Genomic DNA, 25,084 nt, shown 5'->3' with positions numbered 1-25,084 from the left:
AGGGAACGGACATGAACTTCTGCTTCACCGAAGACCAGCTGGCCTTCCGGGACTCGGTCAGCCGGCTGCTGATGACGGAGGCGGCCCCCGAGGTCCTGCGCGAGATCTGGGAGACCGACGCCGGCCGCTCGCCCGAGCTGCGCGCCAAGATCGCGGCGCAGGGCCTGACCGCCCTGTCCGTCCCGGAGGACGAGGGCGGCCTGGGGCTGGGCGACATCGATTGGGCCCTGCTGACGCAGGAGCTGGGCTACTACGCGATCGCTGACTCGCTGGCCGACACGGCCTACGTCGCCGCGGGCCTGCTGGCCGGGCTGCCGGAGGATCACCCGCTGCGCGGCCGCTGGCTGCCCTGCATCGCCGACGGCAGCTGCCGCATCGCGGTCGGCCATCCGGTCAACCCCTGGGTGGCGGATGCCCGCAGGGCCGACCTGCTGCTGCTGCCCCATGCCACGCCGCAGGGGCTGGAACTGCACGCGCTCGCGCCCGAGCAGGTGCAGGTCGAGCCGCTGGCCAGCGTCGACGCCTCGCGGCGCCTGGCGCAGGTGCGCTGGGAGCCCGGGGCGGGCACGCGCGTGCTCGACGGCTGCCAGGGCCAGCGGCTGTGGGACGAGGCGCTGGAGCGCGGCGCGCTGAACGTGAGCGGGCAGCTGATCGGCTTGGCGCAGCGCATGCTGGACCTGGGCGTGGACTACGCCGCGCAGCGCAAGCAGTTCGGCCGGCCCATCGGCAGCTTCCAGGCCGTCAAGCACCACCTGGCCGACGTCGTGACCAAGATCGAGTTCGCCAAGCCGGTGCTCTACCGCGCGGTGTGCGCGCTAGAGCGCGGCGAGCCGCAGACGGCGCTGCGCGTGTCGCACGCGAAGCTCGCCTGCGCGGACGCCGCCTGGACCGCGGCGCGCAAGAGCATCCAGGTGCATGGCGCAATGGGCTACACCTGGGAGGTGGACCTGCAGATGTTCATGAAGCGCGCCTGGGTGCTCGACGCGGCCTGGGGCGACCGCAGCTTCCACCGCGCGCGCCTGAGCGAGCGGCTGCTGGCCGAGGACGCCCCCCTGGGCCCGGCCGCCACCTTCAGATTCGAGTGAACGGGAGAACCTGCATGGCTGAAGCCTATATCGTCGACGCGCTGCGCTCGCCCACCGGCAAGCGCGGCGGATCGCTCGCCGGCGTGCACGGCGCGGACCTGGGCGCCCACGTGATCCGCGCGATCGTCGAGCGCAACGACATTCCCTCCGCCGAGTACGACGACGTGGTGTTCGGCTGCGTCGACACCATCGGCGCGCTCGCCGGCGACATCGCGCGCACCGCCTGGCTGGCCGCCGGCCTGCCGCTGAACGTGCCCGGCACCACGGTGGACCGGCAGTGCGGCAGCTCGCAGCAGGCGGTGCACTTCGCGGCACAGGCGGTGATGAGCGGCACGCAGGACGTGGTGCTCGCCGGCGGGGTGCAGACCATGAGCAGCATCCCGATCTCCTCGGCCATGCTCGCCGGCCGGCCGCTGGGCTTCACCACCCCCTTCGCCGAGAGCCGGGGCTGGCGCGCGCGCTTCGGCGACGCCCCGGTCAACCAGTTCTACGCCGCGCAGCGCATCGCGGACCACTGGGAGCTGTCGCGCGAGGCGATGGAGGCGTACGCCAAGCGGAGCCACGACCGCGCGCTGCAGGCCATTCACGAGGGCCGCTTCGACCGCGAGGTGGTGCCGCTGCCCGGGCTGCTGGCGATGGACGAGACGGCCCGCGAGACCTCGCTGCAGAAGATGGCCACGCTCGCCCCCGTGGACCCCGACTACCCGAAGATCACGGCGGCGGTGTCGAGCTCCACGTGCGATGCCGCGGCCGCGGTGCTGGTGGTGTCGGAGACCGCGCTCAAGCGCTACGGCCTCAAGCCGCGCGCGCGCATCCATCACCTGAGCGTGCGGGCTGACGACCCGATCTGGCACCTCACGGCGCCGATCCCGGCCACCGCGCATGCGCTGCGCAAGGCCGGCATGAAACTGGAGGACATCGACCTCGTCGAGATCAACGAGGCCTTCGCGTCGGTAGTGATGGCTTGGCTCAAGGAGACCGGTTACCCGGTAGCCCGCACTAACGTCAACGGCGGCGCCATCGCGCTGGGCCACCCGCTCGGCGCCTCGGGTGCGAAGCTGATGACGACCCTGCTGCACGAGCTCGAGCGCAGCGGCGGTCGATACGGCCTGCAGACCATGTGCGAGGGCGGCGGGCAGGCCAACGTCACCATCATCGAGCGGCTCTGAAAGCCCGGGAGACAACCCCATGAACGACCGACAGCCGGACGCTAGCCGGCGCGACTTCCTCAGGGGCGCGGCAGCCGCGGGTCTCGCCACGACGCTGGGCGCGACCGGAACCGCTGCGCGCGGGGCGGCCCTGCCCCTGCCCGAGTACGAGCGCTTCGACGCCACCGGGCTGGCGCAGCAGATCCGCAAGGGGCAGATCAGCGCCCTGGACGCGCTGGAAGCAGCCCTCGCCCGCGCCGAGGCCCGCAGCGCGCTCAATGCCATTGCCCTGCGCCACGACGAGCCCGCTCGCGACACGGCCCGGCAGCTCTCCGGCCTCGGCCGGGCCGAGCGAGAGCGCCGGGCCGCGGCCGCGCCGCTGCTGGGCGTGCCCTTCGCGCTCAAGGACCTGGGCCTGCAGATGAAGGGCACGGTCACCACCCACGGCTGCGCCTTCTTCAAGGACGTCGTGGCGGACCACGACTCGACGCTGGTGCAGCGCTACCGGGCCGCGGGCCTGAACATCTTCGCCAAGACCACCTCGCCCGAGTTCGGCCAGACCGCCACCACCGAGTCGCGCCTGTTCGGCCCGACCCGCAACCCCTGGCAGCCCGAGCACAGCAGCGGCGGCTCCTCCGGCGGAGCCGCGGTGGCGGTGGCCTCCGGGATCCTGCCGGTGGCGCACGCCAGCGACGGCGGCGGCTCGATCCGCATCCCCGCCTCGCATTGCGGCCTGTTCGGCCTCAAGCCCAGCCGAGGCCGGGTGCCGATGGGGCCGACGGCGCTCGAAGGCTGGATGGGCCTGTCGGTGCACAACGTCATCAGCCGCTCGGTGCGCGACACGGCGCTGCTGCTGCAGCTGACGCAGGGCCCGGAGCCCGGCAGCCGCAGCGGACCGATGCAGCCCGCCTCCCCCGAAGCCCTGATGGCCGCGATCGCCCGGCCGCCGCGGCCCCTGCGCATCGCGCTGATGGAGGCCAACCCCTTCGGCCTGCCCGTGCATCCGGACTGCCTGGAGGCCGCGCGCAAGGCCGCGCGGCTGTGCGAATCGCTCGGCCACAAGGTGGAGCCGGCGGCTCTGCAGCTGCCGGTGGCCGAGATGTTCGCCGGCATGGGCGTGCTCACCGCGACCGGCATGCTGAGCACCGTCAGGGCGCGCGAGAAGGCGCTCGGCCGCCGCGCCCGCGAGGACGAGTTCGAGCCGCTGAACTGGCGCAGCCTCCAGCTGGCGAGCGGCTACGGCGCCGAGCAGGTATTCGCCGCCCGCGCCGTGTTCGACCAGGTCGGGCGCACGCTCGACCTGTTCTTCGGCGAGCACGACCTGATCCTGTCGCCGGTGACGGCGGCCCCCGCGCCGAAGCTTGGCGCGCTGTCGCTGGACCAGCCCTACGAGGACTTTGTCAAAGCCGCGGTGATGGCCTCGCCGTTCACGGCCCTGTTCAACATGAGCGGCCACCCGGCGATGTCGGTGCCGCTGCACTGGAACGGGGCCGGCCTGCCCGTGGGGGCCCAGTTCGCCGCCCCCTTCGGCGCCGAGGACCGACTGCTGGCCCTCGCCGCCCAGCTGGAGCAGGCGGCGCCGTGGAGCCAGCGCCGTCCCGCCCCGGCCCTGTGAGGGGCCGCCTTCAACGACCGATTTCGAGCAAAGAACACCATGGGAATCTGTGACAACCGAACCGTCCTGATCACCGGCGCCGGCGGCGGCCTGGGACGGGCCTACGCGCTCGCCTTCGCGGCCGAGGGCGCCAACGTCGTCGTCAACGACATCCGCGCGGAGGCCGCGCAGGCGGTGGCCGCCGAGGTGCGGGCCGCCGGGGGCCGGGCGCTGGCCGACAGCGGCGACATCGCCTCGGTCGCCGGGGCGCAGGCGATCGTCGACGCCGCCGTGGCGGCCTTCGGCGAGGTGCACGTGCTGGTCAACAACGCCGGCATCCTGCGCGACCGCATGTTCCTCTCGCTCAGCGAGGAGGACTGGGACGCGGTGATGCACGTGCACCTCAAGGGCCACTTCTGCCTCGCCAATGTGCTGGGCCGGCGCTGGCGCGACCAGAAGAAGGCGGGCCGCGCGGTGGATGCGCGCATCATCAACACCAGCTCCGGCGCCGGCCTGCAAGGCTCGATCGGCCAGAGCAACTACGCCGCCGCCAAGGCCGGCATCGCCGCGCTCACGCTGGTGCAGGCCGCCGAGCTGGCGCGCTACGGCATCACGGTGAACTGCCTCGCGCCGGCCGCGCGCACCTCGATGACCGAGGGCGCGATGCCGGATCTGGTGAAGAAGCCCGAGAGCGGCTTCGACGTCTGGGATCCGCTCAACGTCGCCTCCATCGTGGTCTGGCTGGGCAGCCCGCTCTCGGCCCACGTGAGCGGCCGCTGCTTCGAGGCCAAGGGGGGCGAGCTTTCGGTGGCCGACGGCTGGCGCACTGGCAGGATCGCCGACAAGGGCGCGCGCTGGGCGCCGGCGGAGCTGACGGCGGTGGTCGACCGCCTGATCGCCGAGAGCGTTGCGCCGCAGAAGGTCTACGGCACCTGAGGGCCACCATGGATCTTGCACTTTCCGACGAACAGCGGCTCATCGCCGAGACCGCGGCCGACTTCCTGGCGCAGGCCAGCGACTCGCGCGCGATGCGCGCCGCCGCCGACAGCGCGGACGGCTTCGACCGCGGCCTGTGGCGGCACATGGCCGAGATGGGCTGGTGCGGCCTGCAGGGCAGCGAGGCGCAGGGCGGCCTCGGCCTGGGCTGGGTGGAACTCGCGCTGCTGCAGGAGCAGCTCGGCCGGCGCCTGGCCTGCGTGCCCTTCTTCGACAGCGCCGTGCTGGCCGCGACGCTGCTGCGCACGGTGGGCGAGGCCGGGTCGGCCGTGCTCGCCGGCGTGACGTGCGGCGAGACCGTCGCGGCCCTGGCCTCGGAGGCCTCGGGGGCACGCGCGCAGCCGCTGCCGGAGGGCGGCTGGCGTCTCGACGGTCATTGGCAACGCGTCGGGTCGGCCGCGCAGGCCGACCTGCTGCTGCTGGTCGCCCAGGACGCCGCGGGCGAGGCGCTGCTGCTGGCGGTCCCGTCCGCGAGCCCGGGCCTGCGCATCGCCCCGCTGCAGACCGTGGACCGCACGCGCCGCAGCGCCGACGTGCAGGCGGCCAGGGTGCGGCTGCCGGACGCCGCCTGCTTGGCGCGCGGGCCGGCGCTGCAGCAGGCGCTGGCGCGCACGCGCGACCTGGGCGCCATCGGGCTGGCGGCCGAGCAGGTGGGCGTGGCGCAGCAGTGCCTCGACCTGAGCGTGGCCTACACCGCGCAGCGCGTGCAGTTCGGCCGGCCGGTCGCCGCCTTCCAGGCGGTCAAGCACCGCTGCGCGCAGATGCTGGTGGCGCTCGAAGGCGCGCGCTCGGCCGTCCACGGCGCCGCGGCGGTGGCCGACACGGCGCCCGACGACGCGACGCTGGCCTTCCAGGCGGCGCTCGCCCTGTGCGAGGCCACCGACGCGGCGCAGTTCTGCGCCCAGGAGGCGATCCAGCTGCACGGCGGCGTGGGCTTCACCTCGGAATACGACCCCCACCTCTACTTCAAACGTGCGCAGGCCGGCAGCCAGCGCCTCGGGCCGCCGGCCTGGTGGCGCGAGCGCGTGGCGGCGCAACTGCTGGACACCCCCGCATCATGAACCTGCACGAGAGCCCCGAAGAACGCAGCTTTCGCACCGAGGTGCAGGACTGGATGCGCGCGCACCTGCGCGGCGAGTTCGAGCCGCTGCGCGACTGCCACGGGCCGGGGGCGCCCGGCTTCGACGCGGCGCTGGCCAGGCGCTGGGAGCAGCGGCTCGCCGAAGGCGGCTGGGTGGGCCTCGGCTGGCCGCGCGAGGCGGGCGGCCGGGCGCTGCCGCTCGGGCAGCAGCTGATCTTCCACGAGGAGTACGCGCGCTGCGGCGGGCCGGGCCGGCTCGGTCACATCGGCGAGCAGCTGCTGGCGCCGACGCTAATCGCCCACGGCACGCCCGAGCAGCGCGCGCGCTTCCTGCCGGGCATCCGCGCCGGCACCGAATACTGGGCGCAGGGCTACTCGGAGCCGGGCGCCGGCTCCGACTTGGCCAACGTGCGCACCCGGGCCCGGCTGGACCCGGCCCGCGGCGAATGGGTGATCGACGGCCAGAAGGTCTGGACCTCCTGGGCGCATGAGAGCGACTGGATCTTCGTGCTGGCGCGCACCGAGGAAGGGTCCTCGCGCCACCAGGGCCTCACGCTGCTGCTGGTGCCACTCGAGCAGCCCGGCGTCGCGATCCGTCCGATCCACCAGATGACCGGCAGTGCGGAGTTCAACGAGGTCTTCCTCGACGGCGCGCGCACCGAGGCCTCGCTGCACCTGGGCGCGCCGGGCCAGGGCTGGAAGGTCGCGATGGCGCTGCTCGGTTTCGAGCGCGGCGTCTCGACGCTGGGCCAGCAGGCGCATTTCCGCCACGAGCTGGACCTCGTCATTGCAGCCGCGCGCGCCAACGGCGCGGCGCGCGACCCGCTGCTGCGCCAGCGCATCGCGCAGGCGGCACAGGGGCTGGCGATGCTGCGCCACCACGCGCTGCGCGTGCTCGGCGCCCGGGACGGCACCCAGCCGCCCGAGGCCTACACCGCCAAGTACGCCTGGTCGAACTGGCGGCGCGAGCTGGGCCGGCTGGCGATGGACGTGCTGGGCGCCGACGGCGACGTGATCCGCGACGACCCCGATCGCCAGCGCCTGCACCTGCTGTGGCTGGGCAGCCGCGCCGACACGATCTACGCCGGCACCAACGAGATCCAGCTCAACCTGATCGCCGAGCGCGCGCTGGGCATGCCGCGCTGAACCCGCTGCGGCCGTCCCCTCATCGTCCGCTCGGACGATGAGGCGGCGCCGCCCGGGGGCCACCATCGGGTCATCCCGACCCCGATGGATGAGTTGTCGATGAAACCTTCTCCCGCATACGTTCCCGCTCATGGCCTGCTGCAAGGCAAGAGCGTCCTGGTCACCGCCGCGGCAGGCGCCGGCATCGGCTTCGCCGCCGCGCGGCGCGCGGCGGAGGAGGGTGCGCGCGCGCTGTTCGTCTCCGACGTGCACGAGCGGCGCTTGGCCGAGGCCGTGGAGGCGCTCAAGCGCGACACGGGCCTGCAGGCGGTGCACGGCCGGCTCTGCGACGTGAGCCAGGAGGCGCAGGTGCAGGCACTCGTCGACGAGGCCGAGCAGCGGATGGACGGCGTCGACGTGCTGATCAACAACGCCGGCCTCGGCACCAGCCGCCGCGTCGTCGAGATGGGCGACGAGGAGTGGCACAAGGTCCTCGACGTGACGCTGACCGGCACCTTCCGCATGACGCGCGCCATGCTGCGGGCCATGCAGCCGCGCCGGCGCGGCGTGATCGTCAACAACGCCTCGGTGCTGGGCTGGCGCGCGCAGGCCGAGCAGGCGCACTACGCGGCGGCCAAGGCCGGCGTGATGGCCTTCACCCGCTGCGCGGCGCTGGAGGCCGCCGAGCACGGCGTGCGCATCAACGCGGTGGCGCCCTCGATCGCGATCCATGCCTTCCTGAAGAAGTCCGCCTCGGAGGAGCTGCTGCAGGAGCTCGCGGGCCGCGAGGCCTTCGGCCGCGCCGCCGAGCCCTGGGAGGTGGCCAACGTGATGGTGTTCCTGGCGAGCGACTACGCCTCCTACATGACCGGCGAAGTGGTCTCGGTCAGCGCGCAGAGGGCCTGAGCATGAAGCGCTTCGATTCGGTGGCCGCGGTGCTGGCGGCGCAGCAGCAGGAGCTCGGCACGACCGACTGGCTGACGGTCGACCAGCGCCGCATCGACCTGTTCGCCGAGGCGACCGGCGACCACCAGTGGATCCACGTCGACCCGGTGCGCGCCAAGGACGGCCCCTTCGGCGCCTGCGTCGCGCACGGCTACCTGACGCTGTCGCTGGCCAACTGCTTCCTGCCGCAGCTGGTGGGCTACGAGCGGCTGCGCATGGGGCTGAACTACGGCTGCGAGCAGGTGCGCTTTCCGGCGCCGGTGCGCGCGGGCTCGCGCGTGCGCGGCCGCGGCCAGATCCTCGCGGCCCGGGAGGTCGGCGAGGGCGTGCAGGTGGTGGTGCGCATCAGCGTCGAGATCGAGGGATCGGACAAGCCCGGCTGCGTGGTGGACACGATCAGCCGCCTGTATTTCGAGGAGTGAGGAAAACCATCATGAATGAAGCCGTCATCGTCTCCACCGCCCGCACGCCGATCGGCAAGGCCTATCGCGGTGCCTTCAACGACACCGAGGCGCCGGTGCTCGGCGGCCACGTCATCCGCGCCGCGCTGGAGAAGGCCGGGGTCGAGAGGACCGAGGTGGACGACGTGATCCTGGGCGTGGCCGCGCAGCAGGGCACGCAGGGCTACAACCTGGGCCGGCTGTGCACCTACACTGCCGGGCTGCCCGCGTCGGTGGGCGGCATGGCCATCGACCGCATGTGCGCCTCCGGCTTGGTGAGCATCGCAACTGCCGCCAAGTCCATCGTCTGCGGCGAGATGGAGATCGCGGTCGCCGGTGGGCTGGAATCGATTTCGCTGGTGCAGAACTCGCACAAGAACAGCCACCGCGCGCAGTCCCGGGCCGTGCTGGAGGCCGAGCCCACTGCCTACATCCAGATGATCGAGACCGCCGAGATCGTCAGCCGCCGCTACGGCATCTCGCGTGCCGCACAGGACGAGTACGCGCTGCGCAGCCAGCAGTGCACCGCTGCGGCGCAACGCGACGGCCTGCTCGACGAGGAGATCGTGCCGCTGACCACCGTCAGGCAGTTGTTCGACAAGGAGGGCCGCGCCGTCGGCAGCGAGACCGTGCGGCTCGAGCGCGACGAGGGCAACCGCCCCGACACCACGCTGGAGAGCCTCTCGGCCCTCAGGCCAGTGTGGAAGCAGGGCCGCTGGGTGGAGCAGGGCGAGTTCGTCACCGCCGGCAACGCCTCGCAGCTCTCGGACGGCGCCTCCGCCTCGGTGCTGATGAGCGCGGCCGAGGCCCGGCGGCGCGGCCTCAAGGCCCTGGGCGCCTACCGCGGCCTGGCGGTGGCAGGCTGCCGTGCCGACGAGATGGGCATCGGGCCGGTGTTCGCCATCCCCAAGCTGCTGAAGCAGCACGGCCTGAACGTGTCCGACATCGGCCTGTGGGAGATCAACGAGGCCTTCGCCTGCCAGGTCATCCACTGCCGCGACGTGCTGGGCATCCCGGACGAGCGGCTCAACGTCAACGGCGGGGCGATCGCCATCGGCCACCCCTTCGGCATGTCGGGCGCGCGGCTGGTGGGGCATGCGCTGCTGGAGGGACGCCGGCGCAGCGTGCGCTACGTGGTGGTGAGCATGTGCATCGGCGGCGGCATGGGCGCGGCCGGCCTGTTCGAGCTGACCTGAGCGGGCGCGGGCAGGGATCGGCCCACCTGCAGCGCAGCGCGCCGGATGGCACACTTTGCGACCGAATGGCACATTTGGAGCGTTATGAGCAGTTCCATCGAAGACCTGTCCGAAGAGACGGGCCTGGAGACAACGGGCGGCGCGCGTGCGCCCCTGACGATCGAGCGTTTCAGCCAGATCCTGGAGGCCCTCTACGAGGTGGCGCTCGATCCGGGGCACTGGGTGGCGTGCCTCGAGAAGATCCGGCGCGAGTTCGCCGGCAACTATTCGTCGCTGATCGTGCGCCCCGGCAACACCGAGGACCTCGGGCTGATCGTCTCGGCCTCGGGGGACTACCGGGTGCTGTCGCCGCACAACCGCTACATCGCGATGAGTCCCTTCACGGGGCTGCCGCCCGACAAGGTGGTGACGATCCAGGACCTGCTGTCCGAGTCGGACTGGCGGGCCTCGGCCTACTACCGGGACTGGTGCGCCCCTCACCAGGTCTTCCATGTCCTGGCCGCCGACATCGTGACCCAGGACGGCAGCACCTACGGCTTTCGCGTGACGCGTTCGGAGGAGGCGCCGGCCTTCTCGGCCGAGGACGTGGCGCTGGCGCGGCGCCTGGTGCCGCATCTCAAGCGTGCGCTGAACCTGCACCTGTCGATCCATCAGGACCGCAGGCTCAACTCCCTCTACGGCCACGCGATGGCGCAGCTGATGGTGGGCGTGGTGGTGCTCGACCAGAACGGCCTGGTGATCGAGTCCAATCCGGCCGCCACCGGCATCCTGGCGATGAACGACGGCCTGCGCATCGCGGGCCAGCAGCTCGAGGCCACCTACGTCAACGACAACCGCAAGCTGCAGCGCCTGGTGCGCGAGGCGCTGGCGCATCCGCAGTCCTCCAAGGTGGCGCTGACCGAGGCGATGTCGGTCAGCCGGCCCTCGGGGCAGCTCAGCTGGGGCGTGGTGGTGCAGGCGATCTCGCCCGACCAGTGGACGGAAGGAAAGCGCCGGCCCAGCGTGGCGGTGTTCGTGCGCGACACCGAGGGCAAGGCGCATCCGCCGGTAAAGCTCGCGCAGCAGCTGTTCCAGCTCACGCCCGCCGAGACCGCGCTGGCGATCGAGCTCGCCAACGGCCTGTCGCTCGAGGAGGCGGCCGAGGCGCTGGGCATCCGCCGCAACACCGCGCGCGCGCACCTGCGCTCGATCTTCTCGAAGACCGGCGTGCGGCGCCAGACCGAGCTGGTGCGCATCTTCCTCAACAGCGTCGCCTGGCTCGGTTCGAAGGACTAGCCGGAGACCGGCCCGCGCGCCCATGACGGGCCGCGGCAGGGCTGATGGGTCCCGAGCAAGTTGCACGATCGGTCGTCCCGGGGCGGGCTCCTGCGGCGCGGCCGGTCCCACGGCTTGAGCCGTTCCGCGGGCCGTCCTCTTCCTTCGCTTTCTTCTCCGACAGGACGCTGCCGCGTGGGCGCGCCGTGGCCGCTGGCCGCCCGGAGGCGCTGCACATCGTCCACACGGACGATGCCCGGCCTCGGGACCCCCCGAACAATCAATTCAACTCCACTCGGGACTTCCCATGCACGCAGGCCAGAATCCCGGCATTGTCCGGCGCCGCTATACCCTGGTCCTGCTGACCGCCATGTCGGCGCTGGCCTTCATGGACCGCCAGATCCTGGCGGTCCTGGTCCAGCCGGTGAAGACCGAGTTCGCGCTGTCGGACCTGCAGATCGGCCTGATCACCGGCCTGGGCTTCGCGCTGACCTTCAGCGCGCTCGGCGTGCCGCTGGGGCGCCTGGCGGACCGCTGCGAGCGCCGCGGGCTGATCGCCTGGTGCCGCGGCGCCGGCGGCCTGCTGGCCGCGCTGGGCGCGCTCAGCACCGGCTTCTGGGGGCTGATGCTCAGCCGGGCGGGCGGGGCCGTCAGCGACGCCGGCGGCGCACCGGCCTCGATGGCGATGGTGGCCGACCTGTTCCCGCCCGAGCAGCGTTCGAGAGCAATGAGCGTGTTCGGCACCGGCGCCAGCATCGGCGCCCTGCTGGCGCTGCTGGGCGGCTCCTGGATGGCCCAGCAATGGGGGTGGCGTGCGACGCTGGCGCTGGTGGGGCTCGGCTCGCTGGGCCTCGCGCTGCTGCTGCGTGCCAGCGTGACGGAGCCGCCCCGCCTCCAGACCGCGATGCAGGGGGCGCAGCCGGGCGCGGTGCGCGATCTCTGGCGCGGCGGCGTCACCCGCTGGCTGATCGTGGGCGCGTCCTGCGTGCTGCTGGCGGGCTATTCCTTCGGCGCCTGGAACACCGCGCTGCTGGTGCGCCACCATGGCCTGTCGCTGCAGGGGGCGGGCTGGGTGTCGGGGAGTGCGGCGCTCGCCTCGGTCGTCGGAGGCCTGTTCTCCGGCTGGCTGACCGACCGGCTGGCCCGCCGCGACCCACGCTGGCAGATCGGCGTGCCGGTGCTGGGGATGCTGCTGGCGCTGCCGGCGGGGCTGGCCTACCTGATGCTGCCCCCCGGCGCGCTGTCCGGCGTCGTGGTCCTGGTGGTGCTCTACGCCTTCTTCATCACCTGGTGGGTGGCACCCACCTACGCGGCGCTGAGCCTCGTGGTGCCTGCGCACCGCCGTGCCACGGCCAGCGCGGTGGTGCTGCTCGCCGGCTCGATCTTCGGCAGCGGCCTCGGCCCCATCTTCACCGGCTGGCTCAGCGATGTGCTGACGCCCTGGGTGCAGGGCGACGGCCTGCGCGTGGCGCTCGCCTGCGCGGTGTCCATGCTGCTGCCGGGCGGGCTCGCCTTCGCGCGGGCGATGCAGGCCTATCCGGCTGCCCGCACGGCGGCGGACCGGCTGGCGCTGGCCGCATCGTGAGCGCCACGTCCGCTGCAGGAGTGCCTCGATGAACGCGAAGATGATCTATCTGGCCCGGCGCAACCCGGCGCTGGACCTGCCGGGCTTCGTGCAGGCCTGGCGCGAGCACTCGGCCCTCGGGCGGCAGTGCCGCAACGTGCAGGACAAGGTGCGTTCGGTCATGCAGTGCGCCCGGCTCGCCGACCCCGGGCTGGCGGGCCTCAGCGCCGACCACGACGGCGTGAACCTGCTGCAGCTGCGGGACCTGCAGGCCGCCCTCGACATCTGGAGCGATCCCGAGACGCTGGCCATCATGCGGCCCGACGAGCCGAGGGTGTTCGACCGGCACGTCCGCGACTTCAGCCTGGTCTGCCGCGAGGCGGTCCGCCGTGACGGGCCCCCCGGGGAGGTCTGCCTGGTGGGCTTCCTGCGCCGCAGCCCGTCGCTTTCGGCCGCGGCGTTCGCGCAGGCCTGGCTGCAGGCCGGGGCCGCGAGCCTGCCGCACGGGGGCCGGGTGGTGCACAACGCGGTGCAGCTGCCCGCGCCGCCGGGCTACGACTACGACGGCATCGGCGAATGGTGGTTCGACGGGACCGCCAGCGCGCGGGCCGCCTTCGGCCGCCAGGACGTGCGCTGCGCATTGGGACCGCAGCTCGGCGGCATGGCCGATCTGCAGCGCTCCCTGTTCATCCTGACTCAGGTGACGCACCGGCGGCCCTGACCCGGACCCAGGAGGAGACGATGATGAACAAGGCAACCAGGATCGTCAGCTCGCTGACGGTGGCCGCCCTCGTGGCGGGCGTCTCCACCTTCGCGAGCCTCGCGCCGCCGCGGCAGCCGCAGGCGTCCCCGACGGCCCGGGAACCGCAGCATGAGGAACACGAGCAGTGGGTGGATGAGATCGTCCGCAACCTGTGCATGCAGGGCTGCCACTTCGAGCAGTTGCTGCTGTCGCGGCAGTAGGCGGGGCTGCGCAGTAGGAGGGCCGGGCGGCCCTCCTGCTCAGGCGGCTCAAGCGGCTCAAGCGGGTTGCGGGGCCTCGCGTGTTTCGCGCTCGGTATACGGCTGCGCGCCGCGCGGCACGTACAGGCCCTCGCACTGGTCGAGGTACTCCTGCTTCTTCGCACGCGGGTTGTAGAACTGCTTGTACCAGATCCGCGCCTTCATGAAGGGGCCGTCGCTGGGCAGGAACAGGCCGTTGAGGCAGGGCCCCTTGTTGGTCCAGACCTCGAAGTCCTGGGCGAAGGCCAGCCGGCTGGCCTCCTGGAACTGGCGCGCCGCAATGGTGTCGGCCACCGTTGCCACGGCCTGGCCGCTGGGCGCCTTGACCAGCAGCGCGTGCCAGACCTTGAGCGTGCCGTCGTCGACCGGGGTGTGGGTGATCATCAGGATCGACTCGAAGAGCCCGGTCAGCTCGGAGATCAGCACGCCCGGCCCGTGGTAGGTGGTGAGGGTGTGCAGGATCGGGCTCGCGCCGTTGGGCCCGACGAGCGTGCGGTGCGGTCCGCACTGGCGCTGCGTGGCCGTGTGGCCCTGGAACTCGTTCTCGTAGCGCTGCACGGTCGAGCCGTGGATCGGGCTCAGGTGTCCGTAGTCGCAGATGTTGTCGATGACCTCCTGCGGGTGATGCGCCAGCAGGCCGAGGTGGTCGAACTTCCAGCGCACCCAGCCCGGGTCGTTCCACTGGGGCAGCGAGGGATGATCCCATTCGGGCTCGCCGCCCTCGGGGTCGTGCCAGACCCAGATCGCGCCCAGGCTCTCAGTCACGGTCCAGGACTTCACGCAAGCCGCGGCCGGGATCGGGCCGCTGTGGTAGGGAATGTCGTCGCACTTGCCGTCCGGGCCGAAGCGCCAGGCGTGGTAGGGGCAGCGGATGCCGTCGCCGTCGACATTGCTGCCGCCGCCGTCGAGCACCACGTAGGAGGTGTTGTTCGGCGCGGCCAGGTGGGTCTTCATGTGCGGGCAGTAGGCGTCCAGCAGCACGACCTTGCCGCTGGCGCGGCCGCGGTAGAGCGCGAAGTCCTTGCCGAAGAATCGCACGGCCAGCGGCTTGTGGGTGTTGAGCTCGTCGGCGTCGGCGATCATGAACCAGCCGCGCGGGAAGGTGTACTCGCCGAGCCTGTAGTCTTTGGAGGTTGCCATGGTTGCTCCTGTGGTGAGGGGGTGCGTCCATGTTCGGAGGACGATTCGGCGGCCGCATACCCTGTTCGGACGATGGGCGGCTCGTCCCCTGAGCCGGATCAAGCCGGGTCCTTCCGAAGGCACCGGCGGGCGGCGCAGCCCCGCCGGTGCGTCGCGCCTCAGGCGGCGAGCTCGTGCTCGCGCACCAGCGGCTGCAGGTCGATCATCGAAGGCCCGGCGGCCAGTGCGGCCGCGCGCGGATCGGTCGCCAGCCAGAGCAGCGCGGCGGCGATCGCTTGCGGCGGCATGGCGCCGTAGCGCTGCTGCAGCCAGCCGCCGTCGCCCAGCGTGGCCGTGACGGCCTCGGTGCTCACCAGCCCGGGGTTGACGCTGAAGGCCCGCAAGCCCTGCGCGCCGTGCTCGCGGTTGATGCAGCCCGCCAGCCGCGCCAGCGCGGCCTTCGAGGCGCCGTAGGCGAAGCCCCAGCCGCCCTGGTCGGCCGGCACCGGCGGGTCGTTCTTGCCCGCGCCCGAGCACACGTTGATGATCTGGCCGCCGCCCTGCGCGATCATCGCCGGCAGCAGCCGGCGCGCGAGGCGGAAGGGGGCCACCACGTTGCCCTGCAGCGTGCGCTGCAGCGCCTCGTCGTCGAGGGCCAGCAGCATCGCGTTCATCTCGGCGTCCTGGTAGACGGCGTTGTTGATCAGCAGGTCGACGCGGCCCCAGTGCGCCAGCACCTCGTCCAGCGCGGCGTCCAGCGAGGCGGGGTCCATCAGGTCCATCGGTCGCGCCAGCACCTCGGCGCCGGTGGCCCGCACCGCCTCGGCGGTGCTGTCAAGGCTGCCGGCCAGCGTGCTGCCGTCGGGGCGGCGCAGCTGGTGCGCCAGGCGCTGGCCGTCGCTGCGGGTGCGGGCGGTGACGGCCACGCGCCAGCCGGTGCGGCCGAAGGCCTGCGCGGTGGCCGCGCCAATGCCGCGGCTGGCGCCGGTGATCAGGACCACGGGAGGGGCGGATTTCAAGGGGTCTCCTTTCGATCAGGATGCGGTGGGGGCGAGGCCGCCCAGGCGGCTCACGCGGTGACGATAGGGCTCGATGGCCAGCGCCATGAACAGCAAGGTCAGCAGCAGCAGGCTCATCGCGCACAGCAGCGCATAGCGCAACGCCTCGGGGCCGTGCAGCGGCGTCAGCCAGTCGCTGAGCATGCCCGTCACGAGGGGGCCGGCGCCGACGCCGAACAGGGTGATGAAGAAGTTCAGCAGCGCCGCAGCCACGCTGCGCTCCGAGGCATCGACCATGTGGCTGATGGCGCTGTAGGACAGCGAGGGCCACCAGCTGGCGAAGAAACCGAAGCCGAGCGCGAAGACCATGGTGTGTGGGATCCGCAGCCCGCCCAGCATCCATTGCCCCTCCCCCGGCCAGAGGAAGAAGCCCAATGCCAGGGGCAGCGAGATCGCCACGCCGGCCAGGGGCAGGCCGAGCTGCCACCGTATGTCGCGCTGGACCAGGCGGTCGCACAGCCAGCCGCTGAAAAGCGCGCCCGCCACGGCGCCGACGCCGCTGGCCACGCCGAACAGCAAGCCGGCCTGCGCGATGCTCAGACCGTAGCTGCGCACCAGGAAGCTGGGGGCCCACACGGCGTAGCCGTAGCCCGCCACCCCGGCGATGCCGCAAGCGAGGGCGAGGTTGCGGAAGGCGGGCAGGGCGAGCAGGCGCGTCACTTGGCGTGCCAGCGACTCGCTGCTCGCGGACACGGGCGCGGGTGCTGCCGCGTCGAACCGGCCTCGCTGCGGCTCGGGCGCCAGCAGCCACAGCAGCAGGGCCAGCAGCAGCCCCGGCGCACCGAAGAAGACGAAGGTCGCGCGCCAGCCGTACTGCTGCGCGATCCAGCCGCCGAGCGCCAAGCCGATCAGCACGCCGAAATGCGGCCCCATCATGAACAGGCTGATGGCCAGCGAGCGGCGCTGCTTCGGGTAGAGGTCCGACACCATCGAGATCGAGGGCGCCATGCCGCCGGCCTCGCCGATCGCCACCGACATCCGCGCCAGCACCAGCTGCCAGAACTGCGCCGCCATGCCGCAGGCCAGCGTCGCGAGGCTCCACATGGCGCAGCAGACGGCGACGATGTTGCGCCGGTTGTACTTGTCGGCGAGCTTGCCCACCGGGACGCCCAGAGTGGCGTACAGCAGCCCGAAGGCCAGCCCGCTGAGCAGCCCCATGTGGGTGTCGCTGGCCCCGAACTCGCTCTTGATCGGCTCGATCAGGATGGCCACGACCTGCCGGTCGATGTAGGAAAAGATGTAGACCAGGGCGAGCAGCGCCAGGGTGAGGTGGGTGCGCCAGGAAACGTCGTGCTGCATGGTGGTGGGGCGATGGAAGAGGCGATGGTGCATCGTCCGGGGGAGACGGGGTGCAGGCATCGTCCCTTCGGACGACGCTGATCGTCGGCCGCGGCGGCACCCTCGTGCGGTTCCCGGTCATCATTGACGCAAAGAGCCTTCAGGAGACGACATGCCCCAGACTTCACCGGCGCCGCTGCGCGCCCTGCTCGACGCCCAGCGCGCCGCCTTCCTAGAGGACGGCGGCGTCCCCGATACCCTGCGCCAGGCCCGGCTGCAGCGCGTGATCGACATGCTGGTCGAGCACCACGACGCGCTGTGCGCTGCGATGGAGCAGGACTTCGGAGGCCGCTCCAGAGTGTTTTCCCTGATGAACGACGTGCTGGGCTCGCTGGCCTCGCTCAAGCACGCGCGCGACCAGCTGCCGAACTGGACGCCGCGGGAGCCCCGGCCCAGCGTCGCGCCCTTCGACAGCTTCGGGGCCACCGCCTGGGTGCAGTACCAGCCCAAGGGCGTGGTGGGCATCGTCGGCACCTGGAACGCGCCGCTGTTCACGTTGTTCTCGCCCCTGGCCAGCGTGCTGGCGGCGGGCAACCGGGCCGTGCTCAAGCCCTCGGAGCTGACGCCGCGCACTGCCGAGGCGGTGGCGCAGGCCGTCGCCGCCTTCTTCGCGCCCGAGGAACTTGCGGTGGTGACGGGAGGCCCGGACGTGGGGGCCGAGTTCGCCGCCCAGCCCTGGGACCACCTCGTGTTCACCGGCTCGACGGCGGTCGGCAAGCGGGTGATGCAGGCCGCAGCCGAGAATCTGGTGCCGGTCACGCTTGAACTGGGCGGCAAGTCGCCGGTGCTGCTGAGCCCGGGCGCCGACCTGCGCAATGCCGCCGAGCGCATCGCGGTGGGCAAGAGCTCCAACTCCGGCCAGCTCTGCGTCGCGCCCGACGTAGTGTGGGTCCACGAGTCGCAGGCGCAGGCCTTCGTGGAGGCGCTCGACGAGGTCTGGCGCGGCCTGTTCCCAACCATCGCCGGCAACCGCGACGTGGTGCCGGTGGTCAACGAGCGCCATTTCGCGCGTGTGGAATCCTATGTGGCTGACGCCGCGGAGCGCGGCGCCCGGGTGCTGCTGGTCGGCGGCTGGCCGAGTGCGCAGGGGACTGCCGAGCGGCGCATGCCGCTGCGCGTCGTGATGAACCCGCCCGCCGATAGCGAGATCGCCCGCCACGAGATCTTCGGGCCGGCGCTGGTGCTCAACACCTTCCGCGAGCTGCCGCAGGCGGTGGCCGCAATCAACGCCGGCGAGCGCCCCCTGGCGCTCTACTACTTCGGCAGCGACGAGGCCGAGCAGCGCTGGGTGCTCGAGCACACGCTCTCGGGGGGCGTCTCGATCAACGACGTGTGCATGCACCCCGCGCTGCACGATGCGCCCTTCGGCGGCATCGGCGCCTCGGGCATGGGGCGCTACCACGGCCGTGAGGGCTTCCTGGAGTTCAGCCATGCGCGCTCGGTCTACCAGGCCGGCTCCCACGATCCGCGCCGCGAGTGGGGGATGCTGCCGCCCTACGGCGAGCAGTTCGAGGCGATGCTCAGGGCCTCGGTGACGCGCTGAGGGCCGGCATCGTCCGTTCGCACGATGGTCGCGTCTGCCGGGGCGCCGAAGATCGGTCTCCCCATCGACAAGCCGAGGAGACGCCTCCATGACTGCCTTGCCCCATGTTCCCGCCCTGTTCTCGCTCGAAGGCCAGGCGGCCATCGTCACCGGTGCCGGCAAGGGCATCGGCCGCGCCTGCGCGCTGGCCTTCGCGCAGGCCGGCGCCGACGTGGCGCTGGCCGCGCGCACGCCGGCCGACATCGAGGCGGTGGCGGCCGAGATCCGCGCGCTCGGCCGCAAGGCGGTCGCCGTGCCCTGCGACGTGGGCGATGAAGCGGCGCTGGACTGCCTGGTCGAGCGCACCCGCGAGGAGCTCGGGCGAATCACGTTGCTGGTCAACAATGCCGGCGGCTCCGGCCCCAACGACCCGCGCCGCATGGGCGCGGCCGACTTCAGCCATGCGCTGACCTGGAACGTCACGCCGGCCTACCTGCTGATCCAGAAGGTGGTGCCGCACATGCGCGAGGCCGGCGGCGGTGCAGTGGTGAACATCTCTTCGACGGCGGCGCGCTATGCACAGAAGCATTTCAGCGCCTACGGCGCGGCCAAGGCGGCGCTCAACCAGCTCACGCGCAACCTGGCGCAGGACTACGCGCCGTCGGTGCGCATCAACGCCATCGAACCCGGCACCATCATGACCGATGCGCTGGCTCCCTTCCTCACGCCGGAGCGCCGGCAGGCGCTGCTTGACGGCACGCCGATGGGCAGCTTCGGCCAGCCCGAGGACATTGCCGCCGCCGCGCTCTTCCTGGCCTCGCCCGCATCGCGCTGGATCACCGGCAAGATCCTGGGCGTGGACGGCGGGGTCGAGGCGCCGAACTGGCGCTGAGGCTGCGCCCGGCACGCCGCCCAGCGGCGTGCCGCCTTTCGGTTTCCCTTACACGCTGCGCCCCGCGCGATGCCCGCCGTGCATCGCCCCCTCGATGTAGCCGAGCTCGGCGCAGTCGCCTACTGCGATCACCGGCACGCCGCATTCGGCGAAGCGGCGCGCCCCGCTGTCGTCGGGTTGCGCCCCCAGCGCCAGCACCACGGAGTCCGCGGGCGTGCGTTGCTGCTCGCCCTGTGCGTCCTGCCACACCACCTCGCGCTTGCCGATCTCCTGCACCTCGGCCTTGCGGTGCAGCACCCCATGCTGCTCCACCGCCTCCAGCACCCGCCAGCGGCGCACGATCGCGAGTTCGCGCCCGGGCTTGTCGCTTGGCTCCAGCACCGTCACCTCGCGTCCGCGCGCCAGCAGGAACTCGGCCAGCTCCAACCCCACCAACCCGCCGCCCACGATCACGACGCGCTTGCCCAGGGGCATCCACAGTTTCGACAGCCCCTGCAGCGCTTGCGTGCTGTCGGTCACGCGCAGCACGCCACCGGCCTTGAAAAGCGCGCGTTCGGCCAGGCCGAGCTTGGCGCGGGCGATCTCGTCCGCGCCATCGTTCGTCATCAGGCGGCGCAGCTCGTCTCCGCTCCAGACATGCGACTGGCCGGCCCCCGGGATCTCCGGTGCAGCGCGGCGTGCGCCGGTGGCGACGATGATCGCGTCGGGCCGGAGTGTGTCCACCAGCGCGGCGTCCGCCGGGGTCGAGAGCCGGATGTCGATCGGCAGGGCCTTCACCTGTTCGACCAGGTAGTCCAGCAGCCGGCCGTTTTCCGGATAGGCCAGCGCGGCGAAGAACAGCGTGCCGCCCAGCCGCTCGCTGCGCTCCACCAGCGTGACGCGGTGGCCGCGCAGCGCCGCTACGCGCGCGGCCTCCATGCCGGCCGGGCCGCCGCCAACGACCAGCACGTGGCGCGGCGTGTCCGCCGGCTCGATCGCGGCCTCGAACTCGTGGCCGGTGAGCGCGTTGACGGCGCATTTCACCCGGCGGTTGACGAAGATCTCGCTGACGCAGGCGTAGCAGTAGATGCAGGGGCGGATGTCCTGCGGCCGGTTGCGCTGCAGCTTGAGCGGGATCTCCGGGTCGGCCAGCATCTTGCGCGCCATCGCGACGAAGTCGAAGCGGCCCCGGGCGATGCTTTCGGCGCCCACCTCCGGCTCGATGCGGCCGACCGCGATCACCGGCACCGAGACCGCGGCGCGGATGGCGGCAGCGTTGGGGATGTAGGCGCCGGGTTGCTGCACCAGAGGGGCCTCGGTGAAGGCGGTGCCGGTGTCGATGGTGGCGTAGGCCGAGACGCTGATGGCCTCGGCGCCGGCGGCTTCGGCCAGCCGGGCGGTGGCGATGGCGTCCTCCAGCGTGATGCCGCCGGGGGTGCGCAGCTCCTGCGCATCGAGCCGCACCCAGACCGGGAAGTCGCCGCCGGTGCGGGCCTTGACGGCGCGCAGGGTGTCCAGCAGCAGCCGGGCGCGGTTCTCCAGGGGGCCGCCCCATTCGTCCTCGCGGCGGTTGTAGTGCGGCGACAGGAAGCCCGCCAGGATGTAGCTGTGGGCCGCATGCAGCTCCACGCCGTCGAAGCCGGCGGCCTGGGCGCGTGCGGCGGCGGCGGCGAACCACTCGATCATCTGCTCGATGTCGGCGCGGTCCATCACGCGCACGCGCGGCCTGCCGCCGCTCACGTTGCGCACGAAGCTGGCGATCTCCTCCTGTGTCAGCGCCTCCATCATCGTGGTCCGGTGCGCCGGCGGCACCGAGGGCACCCACAGCTCGCGCCCCTCGGCGATGTCACGCGCGGAGGTCTTGCCGGCATGCTGGAGCTGCATCGCGATCTTCGCGCCATGCCGGTGCACGCGCTGCGCGAGGGCGGCCAGCCCGGGGATGAAGTCGTCGCGCGACACGCCCACCTGGAAGGGCTCGGCGGTCCCGGCCGGAAAGGCCACCGCACACACTCCCATGGTCAGCAGCCCGGCGCCGCCGCGGGCCCGCTCCTCGTAGTAGGCCTGGATACGATCTCCGCAAGTGCCGTCGGTTTCTGCGAAGTTGGAGCCCATCGGCGCCATCACGATGCGGTTTCGCAGTTGCAGTGATCCGATCTGGCCGGGTTGCAGCAGCGCGGAATAGGGATTGGTCATGGCTTGGGGGAATGGTAGTTGGCCGGCCGATTCTGGGAGGCCGCCGCCGCCGGGCATCGTCCGTTCGGACGGGGCCGGCGATCGTCCGTTTGAGGGACGCGCCGAGCCGGGCGGGTCGCGACAGTGGAGGCTCTATCACAGGAGTTTCCAATCATGAAGTGCCTGGTCCCGGTCAAACGGGTCATCGACTACAACGTCAAGGTTCGTGTCAAGAGCGACGGCAGTGGCGTGGACCTCGCCAACGTCAAGATGAGCATGAACCCCTTCGACGAGATCGCCGTCGAGGAAGCGGTGCGATTGAAGGAGAAGGGCGTGGTCTCCGAGGTGGTGGCCGTCTCCTGCGGCTCGGCGGCCTGCCAGGAGACGCTGCGTACCGCGATGGCCATCGGCGCCGACCGCGCCATCCTCGTGGAAACCGAGGTCGAGCTGCAGCCGCTGGCGGTGGCCAAGCTGCTGAAGGTGCTGGTCGGGCGCGAGCAGCCCGGACTCGTGATCCTGGGCAAGCAGGCCATCGACGACGACTGCAACCAGACCGGGCAGATGCTGGCCGCGCTCGCAGGCCTGCCGCAGGCGACCTTCGCCAGCAAGGTGGAGTTCGCCGGGGAGCGCCTGCAGGTCACGCGCGAGGTCGACGGCGGCCTGGAGACGCTGGAGCTCTCGCTGCCGGCGGTGGTCACGACCGACCTGCGCCTCAACGAGCCGCGCTACGTGACGCTGCCCAACATCATGAAGGCGAAGAAGAAGCCGCTGGAGACGCTGAAGGCCGAGACGCTCGGCGTGGACATCGCACCGCGGCTCAAGACACTCAAGGTGGCCGAGCCGCCGAAGCGCGGTACCGGCGTGAAGGTGCCCGACGTCGCGATGCTCGTCGAGAAACTCAAGAACGAAGCCAAGGTGATCTGATCATGACCGCACTCGTCATTGCAGAACACGACAACGCCAGCCTGAAGCCAGCCACCCTCCACACCGTTGCCGCGGCTGCGCAGGTCGGTGAGGTGCATGTGCTGGTGGCAGGCACCGACGCCGGTGCGGCGGCAGAGGCGGCAGCGCGCATCGACGGCGTGGGCCGCGTGCTGCATGCCGATGGCCCGGGCATGGGCGAAGGGCTGGCCGAGCGGCTGGCCGAACAGGTGATTACCCTCGCGAAGGGCTATACCCACATCTTCTTCGCAGCGACCTCCAGCGGCAAGAACATCGCGCCGCGCGTGGCTGCGCGGCTCGACGTGGCCCAGATCAGCGACATCGTGCGCATCGTGGATGCCTTCACCTTCGAGCGGCCGATCTATGCAGGCAACGCGGTGGCCACCGTGTTGAGCTCGGATCCCATCCAAGTGGTGACAGTGCGCAGTACGGCCTTCGATGCCGCGGCCGTAAGGAGCCACTCGGCTGTCATCGAAAGCATCGCCGCAGTGGCCGACAGCGGCGCAAGCCGATTGGTGGGCCGGGATGTGACAAGGAACGACCGGCCCGAACTGACCGCTGCGAAGATCGTCGTCTCCGGCGGCCGTGCCCTGGGATCCAGCGAGAAGTTCGCCGAGGTGCTTACGCCGCTGGCTGACAAGCTGGGCGCGGCACTCGGCGCAAGTCGTGCCGCCGTGGACGCGGGCTACGCACCCAATGACTGGCAGATTGGACAAACCGGCAAGATCGTCGCACCGCAGTTGTACGTGGCCTGCGGCATCTCCGGCGCGATCCAGCACCTGGCGGGCATGAAGGACTCCAAGGTGATCGTGGCGATCAACAAGGATCCCGAGGCGCCAATCTTCAGCGTGGCCGACTACGCGTTGGAGGCTGATCTTTTCAGTGCGGTCCCGGAGCTGGCGGGTCAGATCTAAGCGAGCTGTCCGGATCAAGAGTTCGAGAGGGAGTGGAAATGGCTCTTCTTCGCCAATGCCTGTGGGAGTTGCGTGCGCGCCGCCAGGAACTGGACAACGCAGAGGAACAGTTCACCGAGGGCAAGAGGGGGCTGTCGCCCCCGCTCCTGACAGCAGAATTGCGTTGCCGGCAAGCCGAGACGAGCGCCCAGGGGGCGCAGCCGTACCCGCCGCGGCCTCGTACTTGCTAGGCTTGAAATGGTCGCCCCTCCAATCGGGCAGGCCAAACGGCATGTTTCTGTTGCGTTATGAACTGCAGCGCCTCGGAGCAATGTGCATTGGGGGCAGCCAAGGTAACGCGATGGTCTCCGAGCACCTACAAGACTGGAATGCAGGCCATGGCCGCTCTCCTTCCCGAAACACAAAACGACCAGTAACCCCTTGATGGCCTCAGTTCGACAGTCCCACGTGTCGCCAGCCTCCTACGGCCCGCGCGAATCGATGGAATACGACGTGGTGATCGTCGGCGCCGGCCCGGCGGGCCTGGCCACCGCGATCCGCCTCAAGCAGCTCGCCGCCGCCCAGGACCGCGAGGTCTCGGTGTGCGTGCTCGAGAAGGGCTCGGAGCCCGGCGCGCACATCCTCTCCGGCGCGATCATGGACCCCCGCGGGCTGTCGGAGCTGCTGCCGAACTGGCGTGAGCTCGGCGCGCCGCTGAACCAGGCGGTGACGCAGGACGAGTTCCTGTTCCTGAGCGAGAGCGGCGCGCAGGCCACGCCCCCGGCGCTGCTGCCCGAGTGCTTCCAGAACCACGGCAACTACATCGTCAGCCTCGGCAACGTCGTGCGCTGGCTGGCTCAGCAGGCAGAGGCGCTGGGCGTCGAGATCTTCCCCGGCTTCGCCGCCGCGGAGGTGCTCTACAACGACGACGGCTCGGTGCGCGGCGTGGCCACCGGCAACATGGGAATCGGCCGTGACGGCGAGCCGACTGACGCCTTCCAGCTCGGCATGGAGCTGCTGGCGAAGTACACGGTCTTCGCCGAGGGCTCCAGAGGGCACCTGGGCAAGCAGCTGATCGAGCGCTTCCGGCTCGACGAGGGCCGCGACCCGCAGAGCTACGGCATCGGGCTCAAGGAGGTGTGGGAGATCGACCCGGCGCGCCACCGACCCGGGCTCGTCGTGCACACCGCCGGCTGGCCGCTCGAGCCCGACACCTACGGCGGCTCCTTCCTCTATCACGCCGAGAACAACCAGGTCTACATCGGCTTCGTGGTCGGGCTGGACTACAAGAACCCGTGGCTGTCGCCCTTCGAGGAGTTCCAGCGCTTCAAGACCCACCCGGTGATCAGGAAGCACCTGGAGGGCGGCAAGCGCGTGAGCTACGGCGCGCGCGCGATCACCGCGGGCGGGCTGCTGTCGCTGCCCAAGACGGTGTTCCCCGGCGGCACGCTGGTCGGCTGCGAGGCGGGCTACCTCAACGCCAGCCGCATCAAGGGCAGCCACGCGGCGATCAAGACCGGCATGCTGTGCGCGGAGGCCGCCTTCGCGGCACTGGGCCAGCAGCGCCAGCACGACGAGCTCTCGGCCTACCCCGAGGCGTTCGAAGCGAGCTGGTTGCACGCGGAACTGAACCAGGCCAAGAACTTCAAGCAGTGGTTCAAGAAGGGGCGCAACACCGCCACGCTCATGACCGGCATCGAGCAGTGGCTGCTGCCGAAGCTCGGCGTGAAGAACCCGCC

Annotated in this window: 22 protein-coding genes; 18 read left to right on the top strand and 4 right to left on the bottom strand. The window is 71.5% G+C overall.

From position 1 onward, the window contains the following. Positions 1-11: 11 nt before the first annotated feature. The 13 genes from D3A59_RS15350 to D3A59_RS15290 all read left to right on the top strand — a co-directional run bounded on the left by D3A59_RS15350 (position 12) and on the right by D3A59_RS15290 (position 13,391). Complete coding sequence (locus D3A59_RS15350) at positions 12-1,085, top strand: acyl-CoA dehydrogenase family protein (protein WP_119155822.1); 1,074 nt, start codon at positions 12-14, stop codon at positions 1,083-1,085. A 14-nt stretch (positions 1,086-1,099) separates the two neighbouring features. Further along, complete coding sequence (locus tag D3A59_RS15345; protein WP_119155821.1) at positions 1,100-2,254, top strand: acetyl-CoA C-acetyltransferase; 1,155 nt, start codon at positions 1,100-1,102, stop codon at positions 2,252-2,254. A 19-nt stretch (positions 2,255-2,273) separates the two neighbouring features. After that, positions 2,274-3,848: an amidase gene (locus D3A59_RS15340; protein WP_119155820.1), complete on the top strand. Its 1,575-nt coding sequence runs from the start codon at positions 2,274-2,276 to the stop codon at positions 3,846-3,848. A 39-nt stretch (positions 3,849-3,887) separates the two neighbouring features. Next, positions 3,888-4,763, top strand: coding sequence for an SDR family oxidoreductase (locus D3A59_RS15335; protein WP_119155819.1), 876 nt, complete (start codon positions 3,888-3,890; stop codon positions 4,761-4,763). 8 nt (positions 4,764-4,771) lie between these two features. Continuing rightward, positions 4,772-5,884 carry an acyl-CoA dehydrogenase family protein gene (locus D3A59_RS15330; protein ID WP_119155818.1) on the top strand — a complete coding sequence of 371 codons (1,113 nt, stop codon included), beginning with the start codon at positions 4,772-4,774 and terminating at the stop codon, positions 5,882-5,884. Next, entirely contained in the window at positions 5,881-7,050 is a 1,170-nt protein-coding gene (locus D3A59_RS15325) for an acyl-CoA dehydrogenase family protein (RefSeq protein WP_119155817.1), read from the top strand. Before D3A59_RS15330 ends, D3A59_RS15325 begins: the two co-directional genes overlap by 4 nt. A gap of 99 nt (positions 7,051-7,149) precedes the next feature. Further along, positions 7,150-7,935: an SDR family oxidoreductase gene (locus D3A59_RS15320; protein ID WP_419187260.1), complete on the top strand. Its 786-nt coding sequence runs from the start codon at positions 7,150-7,152 to the stop codon at positions 7,933-7,935. A gap of 2 nt (positions 7,936-7,937) precedes the next feature. Beyond that, positions 7,938-8,396, top strand: coding sequence for a MaoC family dehydratase (locus D3A59_RS15315; protein ID WP_119155815.1), 459 nt, complete (start codon positions 7,938-7,940; stop codon positions 8,394-8,396). An 11-nt stretch (positions 8,397-8,407) separates the two neighbouring features. After that, positions 8,408-9,610 (top strand): acetyl-CoA C-acyltransferase, encoded by a 1,203-nt coding sequence (locus tag D3A59_RS15310; RefSeq protein ID WP_119155814.1) that lies wholly within the window; start codon positions 8,408-8,410, stop codon positions 9,608-9,610. 84 nt (positions 9,611-9,694) lie between these two features. Continuing rightward, complete coding sequence (locus tag D3A59_RS15305; RefSeq protein WP_240636073.1) at positions 9,695-10,885, top strand: helix-turn-helix transcriptional regulator; 1,191 nt, start codon at positions 9,695-9,697, stop codon at positions 10,883-10,885. A 286-nt stretch (positions 10,886-11,171) separates the two neighbouring features. Then, the gene (locus tag D3A59_RS15300) at positions 11,172-12,449 is read left to right on the top strand and encodes an MFS transporter (RefSeq protein WP_119155812.1); all 1,278 of its coding nucleotides are present in this window, start codon (positions 11,172-11,174) and stop codon (positions 12,447-12,449) included. A gap of 28 nt (positions 12,450-12,477) precedes the next feature. After that, a complete protein-coding gene (locus tag D3A59_RS15295; protein WP_119155811.1) occupies positions 12,478-13,149 on the top strand; it encodes an EthD domain-containing protein in 672 nt (223 codons plus the stop codon). 23 nt (positions 13,150-13,172) lie between these two features. Continuing rightward, positions 13,173-13,391, top strand: a complete 219-nt coding sequence (locus D3A59_RS15290) for a hypothetical protein (protein ID WP_119155810.1) — start codon at positions 13,173-13,175, stop codon at positions 13,389-13,391. Positions 13,392-13,448: 57 nt separating this feature from the next. Here D3A59_RS15290 and D3A59_RS15285 read toward each other — a convergent pair whose 3' ends face one another. The 3 genes from D3A59_RS15285 to D3A59_RS15275 form a co-directional block, all read right to left on the bottom strand. Beyond that, complete coding sequence (locus tag D3A59_RS15285; RefSeq protein WP_119155809.1) at positions 13,449-14,570, bottom strand: aromatic ring-hydroxylating dioxygenase subunit alpha; 1,122 nt, start codon at positions 14,568-14,570, stop codon at positions 13,449-13,451. A gap of 158 nt (positions 14,571-14,728) precedes the next feature. Continuing rightward, on the bottom strand, positions 14,729-15,568 hold the full coding sequence (locus D3A59_RS15280; protein ID WP_240636072.1) for an SDR family oxidoreductase: 840 nt from the start codon (positions 15,566-15,568) through the stop codon (positions 14,729-14,731). A gap of 15 nt (positions 15,569-15,583) precedes the next feature. Next, complete coding sequence (locus D3A59_RS15275; protein ID WP_119155883.1) at positions 15,584-16,906, bottom strand: spinster family MFS transporter; 1,323 nt, start codon at positions 16,904-16,906, stop codon at positions 15,584-15,586. Between the two features lie 151 nt (positions 16,907-17,057). Between D3A59_RS15275 and D3A59_RS15270 the strand changes: the two genes are divergently transcribed. Both D3A59_RS15270 and D3A59_RS15265 read left to right on the top strand, forming a co-directional pair. Next, positions 17,058-18,488 (top strand): coniferyl aldehyde dehydrogenase, encoded by a 1,431-nt coding sequence (locus D3A59_RS15270; protein ID WP_119155807.1) that lies wholly within the window; start codon positions 17,058-17,060, stop codon positions 18,486-18,488. Between the two features lie 88 nt (positions 18,489-18,576). Beyond that, positions 18,577-19,359, top strand: a complete 783-nt coding sequence (locus D3A59_RS15265) for an SDR family NAD(P)-dependent oxidoreductase (protein ID WP_119155806.1) — start codon at positions 18,577-18,579, stop codon at positions 19,357-19,359. Positions 19,360-19,407: 48 nt separating this feature from the next. Here the strand turns inward: D3A59_RS15265 and D3A59_RS15260 are convergent, their stop codons facing one another. Further along, the gene (locus D3A59_RS15260) at positions 19,408-21,531 is read right to left on the bottom strand and encodes an oxidoreductase (RefSeq protein WP_119155805.1); all 2,124 of its coding nucleotides are present in this window, start codon (positions 21,529-21,531) and stop codon (positions 19,408-19,410) included. A 153-nt stretch (positions 21,532-21,684) separates the two neighbouring features. Here D3A59_RS15260 and D3A59_RS15255 point away from each other — a divergent pair, with 153 nt between their 5' ends. The 3 genes from D3A59_RS15255 to D3A59_RS15245 form a co-directional block, all read left to right on the top strand. After that, positions 21,685-22,434 (top strand): electron transfer flavoprotein subunit beta/FixA family protein, encoded by a 750-nt coding sequence (locus D3A59_RS15255; protein WP_119155804.1) that lies wholly within the window; start codon positions 21,685-21,687, stop codon positions 22,432-22,434. Between the two features lie 2 nt (positions 22,435-22,436). Further along, positions 22,437-23,366 (top strand): electron transfer flavoprotein subunit alpha/FixB family protein, encoded by a 930-nt coding sequence (locus D3A59_RS15250; protein WP_119155803.1) that lies wholly within the window; start codon positions 22,437-22,439, stop codon positions 23,364-23,366. A 480-nt stretch (positions 23,367-23,846) separates the two neighbouring features. Beyond that, positions 23,847-25,084, top strand: a 1,238-nt coding sequence (locus D3A59_RS15245) for an NAD(P)/FAD-dependent oxidoreductase (RefSeq protein WP_240636077.1), incomplete at its 3' end; no start/stop codon positions are given.

This window comes from Caldimonas tepidiphila, from assembly GCF_003569765.1.
GTDB classification, from domain to species: domain Bacteria; phylum Pseudomonadota; class Gammaproteobacteria; order Burkholderiales; family Burkholderiaceae_C; genus Caldimonas; species Caldimonas tepidiphila.
This window is presented reverse-complemented; position numbering and strand designations above follow the sequence as displayed.